Origin of the sequence: Chryseobacterium capnotolerans (assembly GCF_021278965.1) — a bacterium.
GTDB classification, from domain to species: Bacteria; Bacteroidota; Bacteroidia; order Flavobacteriales; family Weeksellaceae; genus Chryseobacterium; species Chryseobacterium capnotolerans.
In genome coordinates, this window is record NZ_CP065589.1 from 150,623 (window position 1) to 165,631 (window position 15,009).

A 15,009-nucleotide genomic window follows, 5' to 3' on the forward strand; every position below is an offset into this window, starting at 1 on the left:
TATAATATCAAAATCGTATTAAATTTTCTTTATTAAAAAATATCAAAATGTTTAATTAAGACTCTTGCATTTTAATTAATTTTGCCTTTAATTTACACCCTGTAAAATTTTAAAACAATATAATTTAGTTAAATATGGAAATGAATGTTTCAAAAAATGATGAGCAAGTAGTTGCTAGAAAAGCGGGAGGTTTAAATCCAGCTGTTATTATTCCTATCTTATTAGTAATAGGGATTTGTATTTGGTTATTCGTTTTAGGTAACCCAGGTAATTTTAAAGCTGATCCAAGATTAGCAGGTGCATCAGTAGCGTTTTCTGATGTAGAAGGTAAAGAGATGCATCCAGAAGGGTTTTTAGGGATGATCTACATGGGAGGTATTATTGTACCATTACTTGTAACATTCATGATTACTGTTATTGTTTTCTCATTTGAAAGATACTTTGTATTAAACAAAGCTTCAGGTACAGGTAACGTAGACAACTTTGTAGTAAAAGTAAGAAGCTTACTAAACGGAAACAAAATTGACGAAGCTCTAGAAGAGTGTGACAGACAACAAGGTTCTGTAGGGAACGTTGTAAAAGAAGGTCTTACTACTTACAAAGCACTTGCTCACGATACTACTTTAAATAAAGAGCAGAAAATGGTAGCGCTTAACAAAGCTATCGAAGAAGCTACAACTCTTGAGATGCCAATGCTTGAGAAAAACATGATGATCCTTTCTACATTAGGTACTGTTGCAACGTTAGTAGCACTACTAGGAACGGTAATCGGGATGATTAGAGCATTCTTTGCTTTAGGTGCTGGAGGAGGTACTCCAGATGCAGCAGCTCTATCAATCGGTATCTCTGAAGCCTTGATTAACACGGCGTTAGGTATTGGTACTTCTGCAGTAGCGATTATTCTTTATAACTTCTTTACTTCTAAAATTGACGGATTAACTTATAAGATCGACGAGATCGCAATGAGCATCCAACAGTCTTTTGCTGAATTCCACTAAGATGGAACTGTGTTTTGCACAATAAAAGAAGTTTAAAAAATAATTATATAAAAAATAATGGCGAGAATTAAACCAAAAAGACATGGAGTAGTTACGGACATGACCGCGATGTGCGACGTTACGTTCCTATTACTTACGTTCTTTATTATGACCACGCAGTTTAAAAAACCTGATGTGGAGCAGATCAAACCGCCATCTTCAATTTCGGAAAAATTACTTCCTGATGCTAGTTTAATGACTATCAATGCTACACCGGACGGAAAATTTTATTTCCAGCCAGTAGAAAATGCATCAGAAAGACTTGCACTTTTAGATAAGATGGGTCAAAAGTATGGCGTTACTTTTGATAATAATCAAAAAGCAGCTTTCCAGAAAGTTCAGGCAATTGGAGTTCCAATGAACCAATTGAAAAGTTATTTGGATATGCCTGAAGATGAGCAAAAAAGTTACAAGAGTCCTACAGGGATTCCTATGGATAGTACAAATAAGCAATTAATTGATTGGGTAAAAGAAAGTTTAAGCGTAAACCCTGACTACAAGTTAGCCATTAAAGGTGACGTTACGACTAAATACCCTAAAGTTAAAAGCCTATTTGAGGGTTTAAGAGATATCGATTTTCTTAAATTTTGGTTGATTACATCACAAGAAGGTAAACCTAATGAATAATTAATAAGAAATGGCAGAAGTACAAGTACAGGATAAGAGTGCCAAGGGTGGCAAGGTTCGATCCAAGAAAAACAACCCCAGAGTCGATATGACTCCGATGGTTGACCTTAATTTCTTACTATTGATGTTCTTTATGTTTACGTCAACTTTTAGTAAACCGAATGTAATGGATTTGGGTCTTCCGGCTAAACCGAAAGATGAAAAACAAAAACCACCTCCAACAGAAATTAAGCTTTCAAATTCAATTTCTATATTACTAGGAAAAGACAATAAAGTGTTTTGGCACCAGCAGGATGCAACTTCCTTGAATGACCAGACTCTTATGGAAACTAGTTTTGACAGAGAGGGAATTAGAAAAATAATTGAACAGGCAAAATCTAGAGCTGCAGATCAAAGTAAATTTACTGTGATCATTAAGCCAACTGACGATGCTGTATATAAGAACTTTGTTGATATTCTTGACGAAATGGCAATTACCAAAAGTGAGCAGTACGGTGTTACTGATATCAAACCTTGGGAAAAAGCTGTTTATGAGAGAAAAGTAGGTGGTGCTGCTGCACCGGCTGCTACAAAGTAATTTAACCATAAAATTGTTATATTATCTATGGCAGATGAAAATGTATACGGTCAAAATCTTACTTTAGATGAGATTGTATTTGAAAATAGAAACAAGGAATATGGTGCCTATGATCTTAGACATCAGTATCCTAGACTTCTGACAAAATCATTTATTGTTGGAACATCTATATTTCTTTTGGTAGCTTTATCTCCGTTCATCTATCTTACAATTAAGAATCTTACAGCTCCGCCTAAAACAGAAGTTAAGGCAGATCTTTTGAATATTGTTGAAGAGGACCCGATTATTGAGCAGCCTAAAGAAGAAGAACCACCTCCACCACCACCTCCTCCAAAAGAGGAACCAAAAATTGAGGTAATTCAGAACGTGGTTCCAGAGCCTGTAAAAGCTCCGAAAATTGAAACTCCACCTCCACCAATTTCTAAGCAGTTGGAAACTACAACTGGTTTGAATAATCAGGAGGGGGTAAAAGCTCCGGCTTATACACCACCACCGCCACCACCATCTACAGGTACAAAAACTGCAACTGTGGAAGTGAAAGCGAATAACCCTAACGAAATCTACAAAGATGTAGACCAATCTGCAGAATATCCTGGAGGTATGGGCGCATTAAGAAAATTCTTAGGTGAAAACTTCGATACTTCATTAATGGAAGGAGGTGAAGGTACCCTTAAAGCTAAGCTTAAGTTCGTTGTAGAAAGAGACGGAACTGTTTCCGCTGTTACTATTGAAGAGAAATCTCCAAATAGCGACTTCAACAATGAAGCAATTCGTGTAGTTAAGAAACTTAAAAAATGGACTCCTGCGAAAAGAAACGGGGAGAGCGTTAGATCTTACTATAGCGTACCATTTACGATGAACTTTGAATAATTAAACTTATTCATTCAGAATATAAATAAAAAGAGAGGCTTATGCTTCTCTTTTATTTTTTTTGTATTTTTGTTACATGATGTTCAAGTGGTTATCCCTTATCGCGGGATTGTTTTATATTGTTTTAGGAATTGTAGTCATTGTCTACAGATTCTTTTTTACTATTTTAGACCCTATTGTTGCCTATGCTTTAGGTGGGGTATTTGCGCTTTATGGTGTATTCAGAATCTATAGAGCCGTTTCACAAATCAAAAAATCCAGAGATGAAGAATAGCTTTTTTAAAGCTGCAGCTGTTTTTGCTTTTAGTGTAATACTGATAGGCTGCAAAAAAAAGGATGATACAAGTCCTTCTTATAATAAAGGCAATCTTACAATTCTTACTGATGAGTCTTTTCAGAGTGTTACAGAAGCATTGGCTGATGGTTACATGATCAGTTATCCTGAAACACATATTAAAGTAGAAACCAAAAAAGAAGACTTAGGGTTTGTGGATTTACTGAATGACAAAGCAAAAATTATTGTGATGTCCAGAAATCTGACTGCAAAAGAAATAAAGAGTTACGAAGAAAGAACAGAATTAAAATTCCTTCCTGCAAGATTTGCCGCAGACGCTGTGGTTTTTGTGGTTCCAAAAGACTCTCCGAAAGAAAGTATTACCATAGATGAGATCACTAATGGCCTGCTTTCTGAAAAAAAAGATTTTATTTTTGACGGGACAAATTCCAGTAATCTTAATTTTGTGGCTGAGAAAATTAAAAAACAGCCTAAAGACCTTAAATTTTCCATTATTCCTGGAAATCAGAAGGTGATAGAGGAATTAGGAAAATATCCGAATAAAATAGGCGTTATAGGACTTAATACTTTCAGCCGTCCTTACGATAAAACTTCAGAGAAACTTAGAGAAATGGTTAAAGTACTTCCGGTAGTCGATAAAGGAATAACATACAATGCCGATTCCGAAGGACTTCGCACCATGAAATATCCATTTACAAGAGTTCTTTATTTCCTTAATAACGAAAGTGGATTCAATATTGCCAATGGATTTATAAGATTCTCATGTACCCATTTGGGACAAAAAATTGTACAGAAAGAAGGTTTGCAACCTTATAACCTCTACAAAAGAGAGGTACAGATGCGTTAAAAAATACAATTTCACAATTTACCTCCAATCCATAAAGTGTTTTGGTCTGAAAATTGTGTAGAATATAACTCAATTGATTAGAAAATATAAAATGAAAGATATAATGAATATGAATGTAAAGAAGATTGCTTTTGGAGCAGCCGTGGTATTTTTTACCGGTTTTGCCACTGCACAGACATTGCAGGATGGTATTAACAGTATAGACAGTGATAAATTTGCTCAGGCAAAAACAAACTTCACTGATATGATCGCTAAAGAGCCTACCGCTGAGAACTACTTCTATTTAGGAAATACCTTCCTGAAGCAAGGAGAGCCTGATTATGCAAAGGCTACTGAAAACTTTAATAAAGGTTTAGCTGCTGATGCTAAAAGCTTTGTTAACAAAATCGGTTTAGCTACCGTAAAATTAGGAAAAGGCGATAAAAGCGCTGTTGCAGAAATTCAGAAAATAGTAACCGATTCTAAAGAAAAAGATGCTGAAGTATTATTCAGAGCAGCAGAAGCGTTAACTTTATTTGAAAAGAACAGTTCTCCGGACCTTGCCATTCAGTACCTGACTAAGGCGATTGAAAAAGCTGAGAAGAAAGGAGTTCCTGCACATTACTATTATACATTAGGAGATGCCTACAGATTAAAAAGATCTCCGGGTGAAGCAATGTCCGCTTATGACAAAGCATTACCTTTAGCTAAAAATAAAGCTTCCGTTTATACAAGAATGGCTACTTTATGGATGGCTGCACAAATTTGGCAGAAAGCGAAAGAAAGTGTTGATAAAGCTATCGCTGTAGACCCTACTTATGCCCCTGCATACAAAGCATTAGCTGGATACGATATCAGATACCAGCAAAATGCTAAGGCTACACAAGACCTTATCAATTATACAAAATATGCTGACGAAGATCCCTATACTCAATTGGAGATTTCAAAATTATACTTCACTAATGAAGACTACGCAAACTCTAAAACAGTATTAGATAAGATCTTTGATAAAATTGAAGATCCTATTAAGTTCAAGTTAAGAGCTTACCAGGAGTACGCAGATAAAAACTATGCAGGTGCTAAACAAAACATGGATACTTTTGTTTCTCAAGCTGAAAAAACAAGAGTATTGCCAGCTGACGAAGGTCTACAAGGACTTATCGCTGCCGGATTAGCAAAAGATGAGAAAGATGCTGCTAAAAAATCTGCTTTAACTGCGGAATCTCAGCAAAAAATTGCTATTGCTAAAGCTGCGAAAGACGAAACAATGAAGTGGGATTTAGAATTGGCAAATATCGCTGGAGGTGGTGGTGCTTCTCAGGCCGATGTTGATAAAGGACCTACAAACCCGGCAATCGAAGCATTGAAGAAGCAAGTAGCTGCTAATAGCCAGGATTCTGATGCTTTATTCAAATTAGCCACTGCTTATCAGGATGCTAAAAACTGGAGTGGAGCAATTCTTACATGGCAGAAAATGTCAGCACTTCTTCCTGATTGGGCTCCAGCTTATTACAGCCAGGGATATTCTTACCAACAGGCAGGTAATAATGACGCGGCGAAGATTGCTTACGAAAAATTCATCAGCACTGTAAAACCTGCTGATCAGGAAGCTAATAAGCAGACCCTTGCTTACGCTTATTTTGCAGTAGCTTACATGAGCAAAGATTCTGATATTGCAAAAGCAAAAGATTATGTTGCTAAATCTTTACAGCTAGATCCTACTTATCAGGATGCTGTAAAATTAAATGCAGAGATCAACAAATAATTTAAAATTTAAATTATAGATATAAGAACTTCCCATTCGTAATGTTTGGGAAGTTTTTATTTTAAACTTATCTTTGATATTATGAAAACAGATATACTTGCTTTTGGTGCACATCCTGATGATGTAGAATTAGGATGTGGAGGAACAATTGCTAAATTGGTTTCTGAAGGAAAAAAATGTGTTGTCGTAGATCTTACCAGGGGAGAACTCGGGACAAGAGGTACAGATGAAACAAGAAAAGCTGAAGCGGCAGATGCTGCCAAAATTCTTGGACTCTCCGCAAGAGAGAATCTGGGAATGAAAGATGGCTTTTTGGTGAATTCCGAAGAATACCAAATGAGGATTGTAAAAATGATTCGCAAATACAGGCCAGAAATCGTTTTAGCCAATGCTATTGATGATAGACATCCAGACCATGCAAAAGGAGCGAAATTAGTGTCGGATGCGTGCTTTTTGTCCGGGCTGAGAAAAATTGAGACTGTAATAGACGGGGAAGCTCAGGAAGTGTGGAGGCCTAAGCATGTTTTTCATTATATCCAATGGAAAGATATTAAACCGGAGTTCGTTATTGACATTTCAGAGTTTCTTGATAAAAAGATTGCATCATGTATGGCTTACAAAACCCAATTTTATGATCCTACTTCTAAGGAACCTGAGACTCCAATTACTACAAAAGACTTCTTTGAGAGTTTAACTTACCGTGCACAGGATTTAGGGCGGTTATCGGGAGTTACTTACGCTGAGGGCTTTACGTCAGAAAGATTAATTTCTTTGAAAAATTTTGATGGAATTGTTTGGTAGTTGAGAAATTTGTCCTATATTTGCACTCAGAAAACGGTGATTGTAGCTCAGTTGGTTAGAGCGTCGGATTGTGGTTCCGAAGGTCGGGGGTTCGAGACCCCTCATTCACCCAAAGAAAGTACACTTTTTGAAAGTGTACTTTTTTATTTTGTATCTGTTTTGATGGTGAAATAATATCCTTTTTTTATCTTTTTCACAGAAGCTTTTTCCCTCTGCTTACTCATACACCCTACGTCAGTGCCTAAAAATGGTGTTGCTTTTTGCGATCTAACCGTTTTATCAGGGTTAATTTCATAAGTAATAGCATTAATTTCTTTTTTCATCTTATTACGATTCAACTGCAAAGCAAAACTCCCGTTTGGCCATTTACTTTTTATTCCTATCTCATTTTCAAAACCTTGATATTCGTCATGAAATCTCAATTTGATACAATAAGGGTTTTAAATTTCACTATATTTAAACACACTAAGTTCAAATATGGAAATAAAAGTCACTGTAAAGCAGTTGGGCAGGAAACATCCTGTTCTTTCGGAACAAATAATAGAAATCGATTATGAAGACTCCAATATTTCATTAGAAAATTTACTAAGGCTCATCGTTCAGCAGCAGGTAGCGGAGTTTAATGCTCAATCATTTGAACTTGAAGACGAAGATGATACCAAAATTCCCACAGACAATTATCTGAACATTCTTACGGATACGGGTAAGGTTGGTTTTGGAAGTATTTATAATCTTAAAAAAGCAGATGTACAAAAAGCTCAGGATAATGCAATTCAGGCATTTGAAGACGGGATGTTTGCTGTATTTTACAATGATGAACAACTTGAAAAACTTAACCAAGCTATCGATTTGAATCTACAACACCCATTTACCTTTATCAGACTTGCATTTTTGGCAGGAAGTTATTGGTAGTCAAACTATATTAATAAACAAGATACATGGAAATCACAAAAAAATTAGAATCGAAAAAAACTTGTTAAAAACTTTTATGAAAAGCAGAGGAAAGACCTGTTAGAACATTCTGAACAAGGAGTTCCTTCTTCGCTCTTTCCAGGCAGACCTATCCTTACAAAAGAAGTAGCAGAGCTAGGTAAATTGCTGAAAGGTAAGCCTAATTATTTTGAAAGAGTAAACTTAGGTTCAAAAGACGCTGAAAAACTTAAAGAATATATCAAAACTGATATTTGGGAAGATCCGAATTATTATGATTTATTGGTTTATTTCTTTGGGGAGAATGCTGAGCTGGTAAAATATGTATGGAATAAAATGCCTTATAAAATGTATCAGAGCAGTTATTTCAGACGTTCGTTCCGGGCACCTCACCGTGAAGATTATACACTCCTCAATCAGGTTAACTTTATACGGGAACTGATGATGTTTCCTTGTATTTATTCTTATAATGGAGATCAGAATTTTGACTTGTCTTTAGAAGAACAAATTATTTATGATAATGAATTTACGCATAATTCAAGCCGTTTTTATATTTGGTCTGCCGCAATAGATACTGGAAATACAGCTATTTATCAATTAATTGAAGATGTTATTTTTAATAAGCATCCAGAAGGAAAAGTTTCTCTGAATATTATCAAAGCTTTACTCAATAGTGAGCAGAAGAAATGTTGGGAATTGGTAGAAAAGCTTTTACTGGCTGCTCAAAGGCAGGAAGGCTTACGGCAGACAATCCTTGAAGCTTTGGATGAAACAAGCGTTGGGGCTTTGGAATATATGACGAATGTAATTATTGAGCAAAAACTTACCCGATTTTCATCTGTTGTAAGGGCTGTAGATACCTGGACCGGCTTAGGCTGGGAAGCAGAAAAAGAATCTGTAGTGAAAAGTATTTTGTCATTAGCGGATCATTACTTTAAAAATCCAACAGAAATTTCAACAGCGGTAAAAAGTAAGAACAATAACGAAGTCTATATGGCACTGTGGGTACAGGCGGTATGGGATGTTGAAAAAACAGTTCCTTATCTGCATGAGCTATTTGATAAAGGTGATACGGAAAAGAAATGCCTGGCTATTAAATTTGCCACAGAAACAGCTGACCCCTACATTCAGATGCCTTTGTATTATAAAGCTGTATTGAATGGTAACTTAGAAGTACTGGCTTTTGCTGGTGACCCTATGTCAACACTACTGAGTGCTAATACAGAAACGAAATTTTTTATCAATAGTGGAGATTATCCGGACTTCTTTGAAAAACTTCATGAGCTGACTCAAAAAATTGAGATTAAGGAAAAGAAATTTGAAGCAAAGGTATTCTCATGGCTGAATGTTACTTTCAAAAAAAGTGATCTGTATGCTTCCATGTTTTATTTGGTAGGAGAGGATAGTGATAAGCTGGATCTGCTACTTTCTTATTTTGACCAATTTGACCTTTCACTACGTGAATTATTGACCCGGAATATATTACGTGAGTTTTACTGTTACTCCCTGTCGTATGCAACAGGAAAAAAGAAACTGAAAGTAACAGCTTTCCAAAAAGAATTTGCTTTTAAAATTTTAAAAGACAGAGGAGAGGCACTGGTAGCCTCCGGAATTAATGTATTGCTGCAAGACCCTTTAAGCAAAGAAGAAATCATGGCTTTCTTTGACTTATTTAAAAGAAAAGGTGGAGTACTTCGTAAAAAGCTTATAGAATTAGTTCTTCAGCAGGAAGATGGTGTCATTTCTCCATTAGTCGATGAATTGATGGTTAAAGGAGATCTGGAGCAACGTGCAGCATCTCTGGACATTATGCTTCAGCTTCAAAATGAAAAAAGAGTATCTGCTCAGATTACCAATTGGACCAAACAATATACTGAAAGACCAAAAATAACAGAAAGAGAGCAAGGGTTATTGGATCAGATCAACCCATCCGGCGATCAGACCATTCTTTCTGAAGATAATGGATATGGTTTTTATAGTCCTGGTGTGATATCAAAGTTTGCTTTGCCAAAAGTAGAATCAAACTCAATATATGCACAGGCTGTTAAAAAAGATAAATATGGGTTTACAAAACCTATGGATGAGATAAAAGCGGAAATAAAGAAGCTTAATGATTTATTTCTTCAATATAAAGATCATGAATATGAATCTGATGAATGGGATGGCTCTGTAACAACTTTGCTGATGGGAAATACTTTCCGTCAAATTAAAAGGAATACAGAGGGGTTTACTTTGGAGCAAATGGCGCAAAATTATCCTTTGCATGAGGTCTGGGAACAATGGTATCTGGATTCAGGATTACAGCCTAGAGATCTATTTTTATTGACATTGGCTGAGAGTTGTGACAGAAAAATTTTCAGAGATTTTATGGAGAATTATGTATTCTACTACAAAGATCTTTTAATAAATCCTCTGAAAGGAAGATATGCATGGGAAAATCCAATCATCATGATTCTGCAGTCGTTAAGGGATAAATTCGTATTTGAAGAGCGTATAGATTTTGCATTAGATGCTACCAGTACAATTTTTGCTAACCTTCCTGAAAATGTTATCAGCTATAAAGGAAAAGACAGTAATGATTATTACTACCAGGACCAGGGAAATGGCTGGCAGAAACTGGATTTTTTCATGCCTTTCTTATGGGCTGTTCCAAAAACAAATCTTACCGATGAACAACATACCAAGCAATGGAATTTATACCGATGGATGCAGTATAATGGTTTGAAAGAAAATATTAAAAAATCTGTTCCTGATTTTTATTTTTTCTGTAAAGCATATGAATTAAAACTCATCACAAAAGAAGAACTGTATGAAGGGATTCTGACCGCTGATTCAGCAATAAGAGAACTTACTACGGTGAAAACTAATTATTACAATAAAGAAAAATATCTTGAACAGTTTCCTTTCCTGAAACCTATGATTGTGGAAATTCAGGATAAATTCCTTGACATAGAACTTATAAGGGGAGATGCTAATACTGCTGTATCTCATTTTGTACAGGATTTTCAGACAATATATGGAGCCCAGCGTTTTGCACAGATTCTGAAAGGACTTGGTAAATCAGGTTTATATGCCAATTATATTTATAGCTATGGTAATCAAAGTATGACCAAGCAAAAGCTATTCTCTAAATTAATTTCCGAATGTTATCCATTAGAAAGTGATACACAGAAGGGATTTAATGAAATCATGAAGAAAGAAAAAATTTCTGAGCTTCGTTTGATTCAGGCTGCAGTGTATGCACCGCAATGGCAGTCACTTGTTAGTAGCTATTTGGGGTGGAAGGGCTTGGATTCCGCGATTTGGTGGATGCATGCCCATACGAAAACCGGAGCGTATGAAGAACAGAATGCTAAACTGGAAAGTGAGGTTGCCAAATATTCATCAGTCGATATTCAAGAATTTAAAGATGGAGCAGTAGATAAAGATTGGTTTACAAAAGCCTATAAAGAATTAGGTAAAGCCCGTTGGGAGATGTTATATGAGTCTGCAAAATACATTTCAGACGGAAACGGACACCGAAGAGCAAGGTTGTATTCTGATACCTTATCCGGAAGCTTAAAAATCAAGGAAGTAACAGCTAAAGTAAAAGACAAGCGTGATCAGGATTATCTTCGTGTCTATGGGCTTGTTCCTTTGAGCAAAACAAATCCGGAAAAGGATGTATTGAGCAGATACGAATACATTCAGCAATTCAAAAAAGAGAGTAAAGAGTTTGGTTCTATGAAGCAGTCGAGTGAAGCTTTAGCAATTCGTGTGGCTCTTGAAAACCTGGCAAGAAATGCAGGGTATCCTGATCCGATAAGATTGACATGGGCTATGGAAACCAAGCAGATTCAATTGCTTTTATCAAAAGAAACTCAAGTGACCATTGATGGTGTGACTGTAGGTTTGATTATAGAGGATAATGGAAAAGCGGAACTGGTTGTATTCAGGGATGATAAACAGCTGAAATCTATTCCGCCGAAAATTAAGAAAGATAAATCCATTGTGGAACTAACCAACAATCGGAAGGCCATGCGGGAACAATGGACCCGCTCCAGAAAAGGGTTAGAAGAAGCTATGATAAGAGGTGATGAATTTTTCTTAAAAGAAATTAAAACTCTTTTTGAACATCCAATTATTGTTAAACATTTAGAGAAGCTAGTATTTATTTCCAACGATGATAAAATAGGTTTCTACCATGATGGAATTCTTGTTAATGCTCATGGCGAGATCCAGAAATTAAATGAAGAAAATACTTTACGTATTGCACATTGTATAGACCTTCATGAACATTCTGTATGGAGTGATTATCAGCATTATTGCTTTAAAGAAAAGCTTATTCAGCCGTTCAAGCAGATCTTCAGAGAATTGTATGTTCCGACTCCTGATGAATTGAAGGAAAAATCTATTTCCCGCAGATATGCAGGACATCAGATTCAGCCTAAGCAAACATTGGCATTGCTAAAAACAAGAGGCTGGAAGGTAGATTATGAGGAGGGATTGCAGAAAGTGTATCATAAAGAAGGGTTCCAGGTGAAGCTGTATGCCATGGCAGACTGGTTTTCTCCGGCAGATATAGAAAGTCCGACTCTGGAAACGATAGAATTCCATTCATTAAAGGATTATAAGAATATTCCTTTTGAAGAAATTAATCCAAGATTATTCTCTGAGGTAATGCGGGATGTAGATCTGGTGGTTTCCGTGGCCCATGTAGGCGGAGTAGACCCTGAAGCCAGTCATTCATCTATTGAAATGAGAGCCGTGCTGATGAGAGAGACAGCCCGTTTATTTAAACTGGATAATGTCAGAATTGAAGGAGCTCATGTATTAATAAAAGGGAAGATGGCAGAATACAGTGTGCATTTAGGAAGTGCTGTTGTACATCAGACTCCAGGACTGTATTTATCTATACTTCCGGTTCATTCTCAGCATCGAGGACGATTATTCCTACCTTTTGCAGATGATGATCCGAAATCAGCAGAAGTATTGTCTAAAGTATTATTACTTGCTAAGGACAATGAAATTCAGGATCCAACTATATTGTCGCAGATCAAGCGAGAGTATGTATAAAATAGAAAGGTATGCTTCTCAAAGTGTACCTTTTATTTTGCCATAAGCTAATTTCAGAGCATAAAAAAAAGCATCTTTTCCAGATGCTTGTGTTTTTAGATATTCTTTTTTTAAACTTCGTCGTCAGAATCTATTGTATAAGATCTGCTTTTGAAATCTTTGTCATGTTTTTCTGAAATTACATCCTCACCCTTTTCATTAATGATGAAATCTGTGGACTCATTAAACATCTCCTGAAAACTCTTAAAATCTTCCTTGTAAAGGTAAATTTTATGCTTCTCGAATGTAGCTTCCCCATTCTCTCCGAAATTTTTCTTACTCTCAGTGATGGTAAGATAATAATCTCCTGCTTTCGTCTCGCGCACATCAAAGAAATAAGTTCTTCTTCCTGCTTTTAACACCTTCGTGAAAATTTCATTTTCATGGCGTTCCTTGTATTCACTCATTGTTAGATATTTTTTAATCTTGTTAAGAACAAATATAAAAGAATTCTTTTAATCACAAAATTTTTTTTATGATTTATTTAACAATTAGGAACGAAACAGCTATGCGGTTACAGAATTGGTAATTTCGGTGAGGTTGATAATTTGGTCTGCTTTTTGAGCGCTAGACTCTCTGTGTGTGATAATTATGGAGGTCGCATTACTGATTTTTCGGTCAATATTTTCAAGGATATTCTGCTCTGTTTCGGTGTCTAAAGCCGATAAAGAATCGTCAAAAATAATGATATTTGGGTCCTTAATCAGGGCTCTGGCAATGCAAATTCTTTGCTTTTGGCCTCCCGAAAGCATGACTCCGCGTTCACCAACAAGTGTTTTATATTGTTCCTTAAACTCAACAATATTTTTGTGGACATCTGCAATCTGAGCATACTCAATTACTTTCTCATGAGATGGATGATCAATGGCAAATCCGATATTATTTTCAATAGAATCAGAGAATAAATAGCTTTCCTGAGGAATGTACCCAATGAAGTTTCTATAGTTCTCGAGATTATGTTCTTTAAGGTTTTTACCATCAATAAGGATTTCTCCTTCAGTAGGGTCGATCAGTCTGCATAAAAGAAGTGCTATAGTAGACTTTCCGCTTCCGGTTTTCCCCATAATGGCAAGGGATTCTCCGGCTTTGATTTTAAAACTTAAATTCTCCAGTGCTTTGATACCCGTATTGGGATAAACATACGATACATTTCTGAACTCAATATCTCCTTTAATAGGATATGTCTCAAAGTTAGTACTGATGATCTCAGACCTTTTATCCATAAATTCATTGATCCTTTGCATAGAAGCTTCTGCTCTTTGATTTACAGACGTTACCCAGCCTACCATAGAAAATGGGAAGATCAGTGTATTAATGTACATGAAGAAATCAGCTATTTTACCGATGCTTAATTCTCCAGCAATATATTTTGTTCCTCCAATCCAGATAATGGCAACATTCAGTAAGCCGATTACAAACAGAATAATGGTGAAAAAATAAGCTTCTGTTTTGGCAAGGTCCAAAGCTTTATTCTGGTAATCAGTAACTTTTATTCCATAGTTTTTTTGAATATATTTTTCTCTTGCGAAAAATTTTACAACACGGATTCCTGAAAAACTATCCTGTACAAAAGTTGAAATGGCAGACTGGCTTTTCTGCATTACCTTCGACTTTTTATTGATAATTGAACTCACCTTATAAATAGCAAATGATAAAATAGGAAGAGGCAGCAAAGTCCATAAAGTCATGGATGCATCTGTCTTTATCATATAGATAGCAGTGATCAGTACAAGAACAATAAGGTTGGCCACATACATTACTCCAGGACCAAGGTACATTCTTACCGCCACTACATCTTCACTTAATCGGTTCATTAAATCCCCAATAGTAGTCTGTTTATAGTCTGTTAAAGATAAATCCTGATAATGTCTGTAGATCTTATTTTTAAGTTCGTACTCAATTCTTCTGGATGCCACAATGATGGTCTGCCGCATCATAAAAGTGAAGAATCCTGTTAAAAGTGAACAGCCTACAATAATTCCGACATAAATAAGTACCTGCTGATTGAAACCAAGATTTCCGCTTTTGGTAAGCTCATCTACGGATTTTCCTACAAACTGAACTTTATATATATTGAAAAAATTACTGGCAATGATAAATAATACACCCCAAAACAATAGGATTCTGTGTTTCCAAAAATAGGGGTTTAAGGTTTTTAGCGCTTTCATATAGTTTTACAAAATTACA

13 protein-coding genes and 1 tRNA gene are annotated in these 15,009 nt (G+C 35.9%); 11 read left to right on the forward strand and 3 right to left on the reverse strand.

The annotated features are described in order from the left end of the window. Positions 1 to 134: 134 nt before the first annotated feature. The 9 genes from H5J24_RS00635 to H5J24_RS00675 all read left to right on the forward strand — a co-directional run bounded on the left by H5J24_RS00635 (position 135) and on the right by H5J24_RS00675 (position 6,909). Entirely contained in the window at positions 135 to 998 is an 864-nt protein-coding gene (locus H5J24_RS00635) for a MotA/TolQ/ExbB proton channel family protein (protein WP_068944837.1), read from the forward strand. Positions 999 to 1,055: 57 nt separating this feature from the next. Beyond that, entirely contained in the window at positions 1,056 to 1,664 is a 609-nt protein-coding gene (locus tag H5J24_RS00640; RefSeq protein ID WP_068944836.1) for an ExbD/TolR family protein, read from the forward strand. 10 nt (positions 1,665 to 1,674) lie between these two features. After that, positions 1,675 to 2,241 carry an ExbD/TolR family protein gene (locus H5J24_RS00645; RefSeq protein ID WP_068944835.1) on the forward strand — a complete coding sequence of 189 codons (567 nt, stop codon included), beginning with the start codon at positions 1,675 to 1,677 and terminating at the stop codon, positions 2,239 to 2,241. Between the two features lie 27 nt (positions 2,242 to 2,268). Next, a complete protein-coding gene (locus H5J24_RS00650; protein ID WP_068944834.1) occupies positions 2,269 to 3,111 on the forward strand; it encodes an energy transducer TonB in 843 nt (280 codons plus the stop codon). A gap of 76 nt (positions 3,112 to 3,187) precedes the next feature. Continuing rightward, positions 3,188 to 3,385, forward strand: coding sequence for a C4-dicarboxylate ABC transporter (locus H5J24_RS00655; RefSeq protein WP_185124664.1), 198 nt, complete (start codon positions 3,188 to 3,190; stop codon positions 3,383 to 3,385). After that, positions 3,375 to 4,253: a PstS family phosphate ABC transporter substrate-binding protein gene (locus H5J24_RS00660; protein WP_068944832.1), complete on the forward strand. Its 879-nt coding sequence runs from the start codon at positions 3,375 to 3,377 to the stop codon at positions 4,251 to 4,253. Before H5J24_RS00655 ends, H5J24_RS00660 begins: the two co-directional genes overlap by 11 nt. Before the next feature lie 91 nt (positions 4,254 to 4,344). Beyond that, complete coding sequence (locus H5J24_RS00665) at positions 4,345 to 5,997, forward strand: tetratricopeptide repeat protein (protein ID WP_068944831.1); 1,653 nt, start codon at positions 4,345 to 4,347, stop codon at positions 5,995 to 5,997. Between the two features lie 81 nt (positions 5,998 to 6,078). Further along, positions 6,079 to 6,798 carry a bacillithiol biosynthesis deacetylase BshB1 gene (gene bshB1, locus H5J24_RS00670; protein ID WP_068944830.1) on the forward strand — a complete coding sequence of 240 codons (720 nt, stop codon included), beginning with the start codon at positions 6,079 to 6,081 and terminating at the stop codon, positions 6,796 to 6,798. Positions 6,799 to 6,833: 35 nt separating this feature from the next. Continuing rightward, a tRNA-His gene (locus tag H5J24_RS00675) sits at positions 6,834 to 6,909 on the forward strand. A 32-nt stretch (positions 6,910 to 6,941) separates the two neighbouring features. Here H5J24_RS00675 and H5J24_RS00680 read toward each other — a convergent pair. Next, complete coding sequence (locus H5J24_RS00680) at positions 6,942 to 7,220, reverse strand: hypothetical protein (RefSeq protein ID WP_068944829.1); 279 nt, start codon at positions 7,218 to 7,220, stop codon at positions 6,942 to 6,944. 55 nt (positions 7,221 to 7,275) lie between these two features. Here H5J24_RS00680 and H5J24_RS00685 point away from each other — a divergent pair, with 55 nt between their 5' ends. Beyond that, positions 7,276 to 7,710, forward strand: coding sequence for a hypothetical protein (locus H5J24_RS00685; protein WP_068944828.1), 435 nt, complete (start codon positions 7,276 to 7,278; stop codon positions 7,708 to 7,710). Positions 7,711 to 7,893: 183 nt separating this feature from the next. Then, entirely contained in the window at positions 7,894 to 12,783 is a 4,890-nt protein-coding gene (locus H5J24_RS00690) for a DUF4132 domain-containing protein (protein ID WP_232815966.1), read from the forward strand. A 110-nt stretch (positions 12,784 to 12,893) separates the two neighbouring features. Here H5J24_RS00690 and H5J24_RS00695 read toward each other — a convergent pair whose 3' ends face one another. Further along, positions 12,894 to 13,229, reverse strand: coding sequence for a DUF3276 family protein (locus H5J24_RS00695; protein WP_002976288.1), 336 nt, complete (start codon positions 13,227 to 13,229; stop codon positions 12,894 to 12,896). Between the two features lie 99 nt (positions 13,230 to 13,328). Next, positions 13,329 to 14,990, reverse strand: a complete 1,662-nt coding sequence (locus tag H5J24_RS00700) for an ABC transporter ATP-binding protein (RefSeq protein WP_068944826.1) — start codon at positions 14,988 to 14,990, stop codon at positions 13,329 to 13,331. Positions 14,991 to 15,009 lie beyond the last annotated feature (19 nt).

Coding starts and splice junctions, on each gene's coding strand:
- H5J24_RS00660 (WP_068944832.1), top strand. CDS start 3,375: ATGAAGAATAGCTTTTTTAAAGCTGCAGCTGTTTTTGCTTTTAGTGTA.
- H5J24_RS00700 (WP_068944826.1), bottom strand. CDS start 14,990: ATGAAAGCGCTAAAAACCTTAAACCCCTATTTTTGGAAACACAGAATC.
- H5J24_RS00695 (WP_002976288.1), bottom strand. CDS start 13,229: ATGAGTGAATACAAGGAACGCCATGAAAATGAAATTTTCACGAAGGTG.
- H5J24_RS00645 (WP_068944835.1), top strand. CDS start 1,675: ATGGCAGAAGTACAAGTACAGGATAAGAGTGCCAAGGGTGGCAAGGTT.
- H5J24_RS00635 (WP_068944837.1), top strand. CDS start 135: ATGGAAATGAATGTTTCAAAAAATGATGAGCAAGTAGTTGCTAGAAAA.
- H5J24_RS00640 (WP_068944836.1), top strand. CDS start 1,056: ATGGCGAGAATTAAACCAAAAAGACATGGAGTAGTTACGGACATGACC.
- bshB1 (WP_068944830.1), top strand. CDS start 6,079: ATGAAAACAGATATACTTGCTTTTGGTGCACATCCTGATGATGTAGAA.
- H5J24_RS00650 (WP_068944834.1), top strand. CDS start 2,269: ATGGCAGATGAAAATGTATACGGTCAAAATCTTACTTTAGATGAGATT.
- H5J24_RS00685 (WP_068944828.1), top strand. CDS start 7,276: ATGGAAATAAAAGTCACTGTAAAGCAGTTGGGCAGGAAACATCCTGTT.
- H5J24_RS00655 (WP_185124664.1), top strand. CDS start 3,188: ATGATGTTCAAGTGGTTATCCCTTATCGCGGGATTGTTTTATATTGTT.
- H5J24_RS00665 (WP_068944831.1), top strand. CDS start 4,345: ATGAAAGATATAATGAATATGAATGTAAAGAAGATTGCTTTTGGAGCA.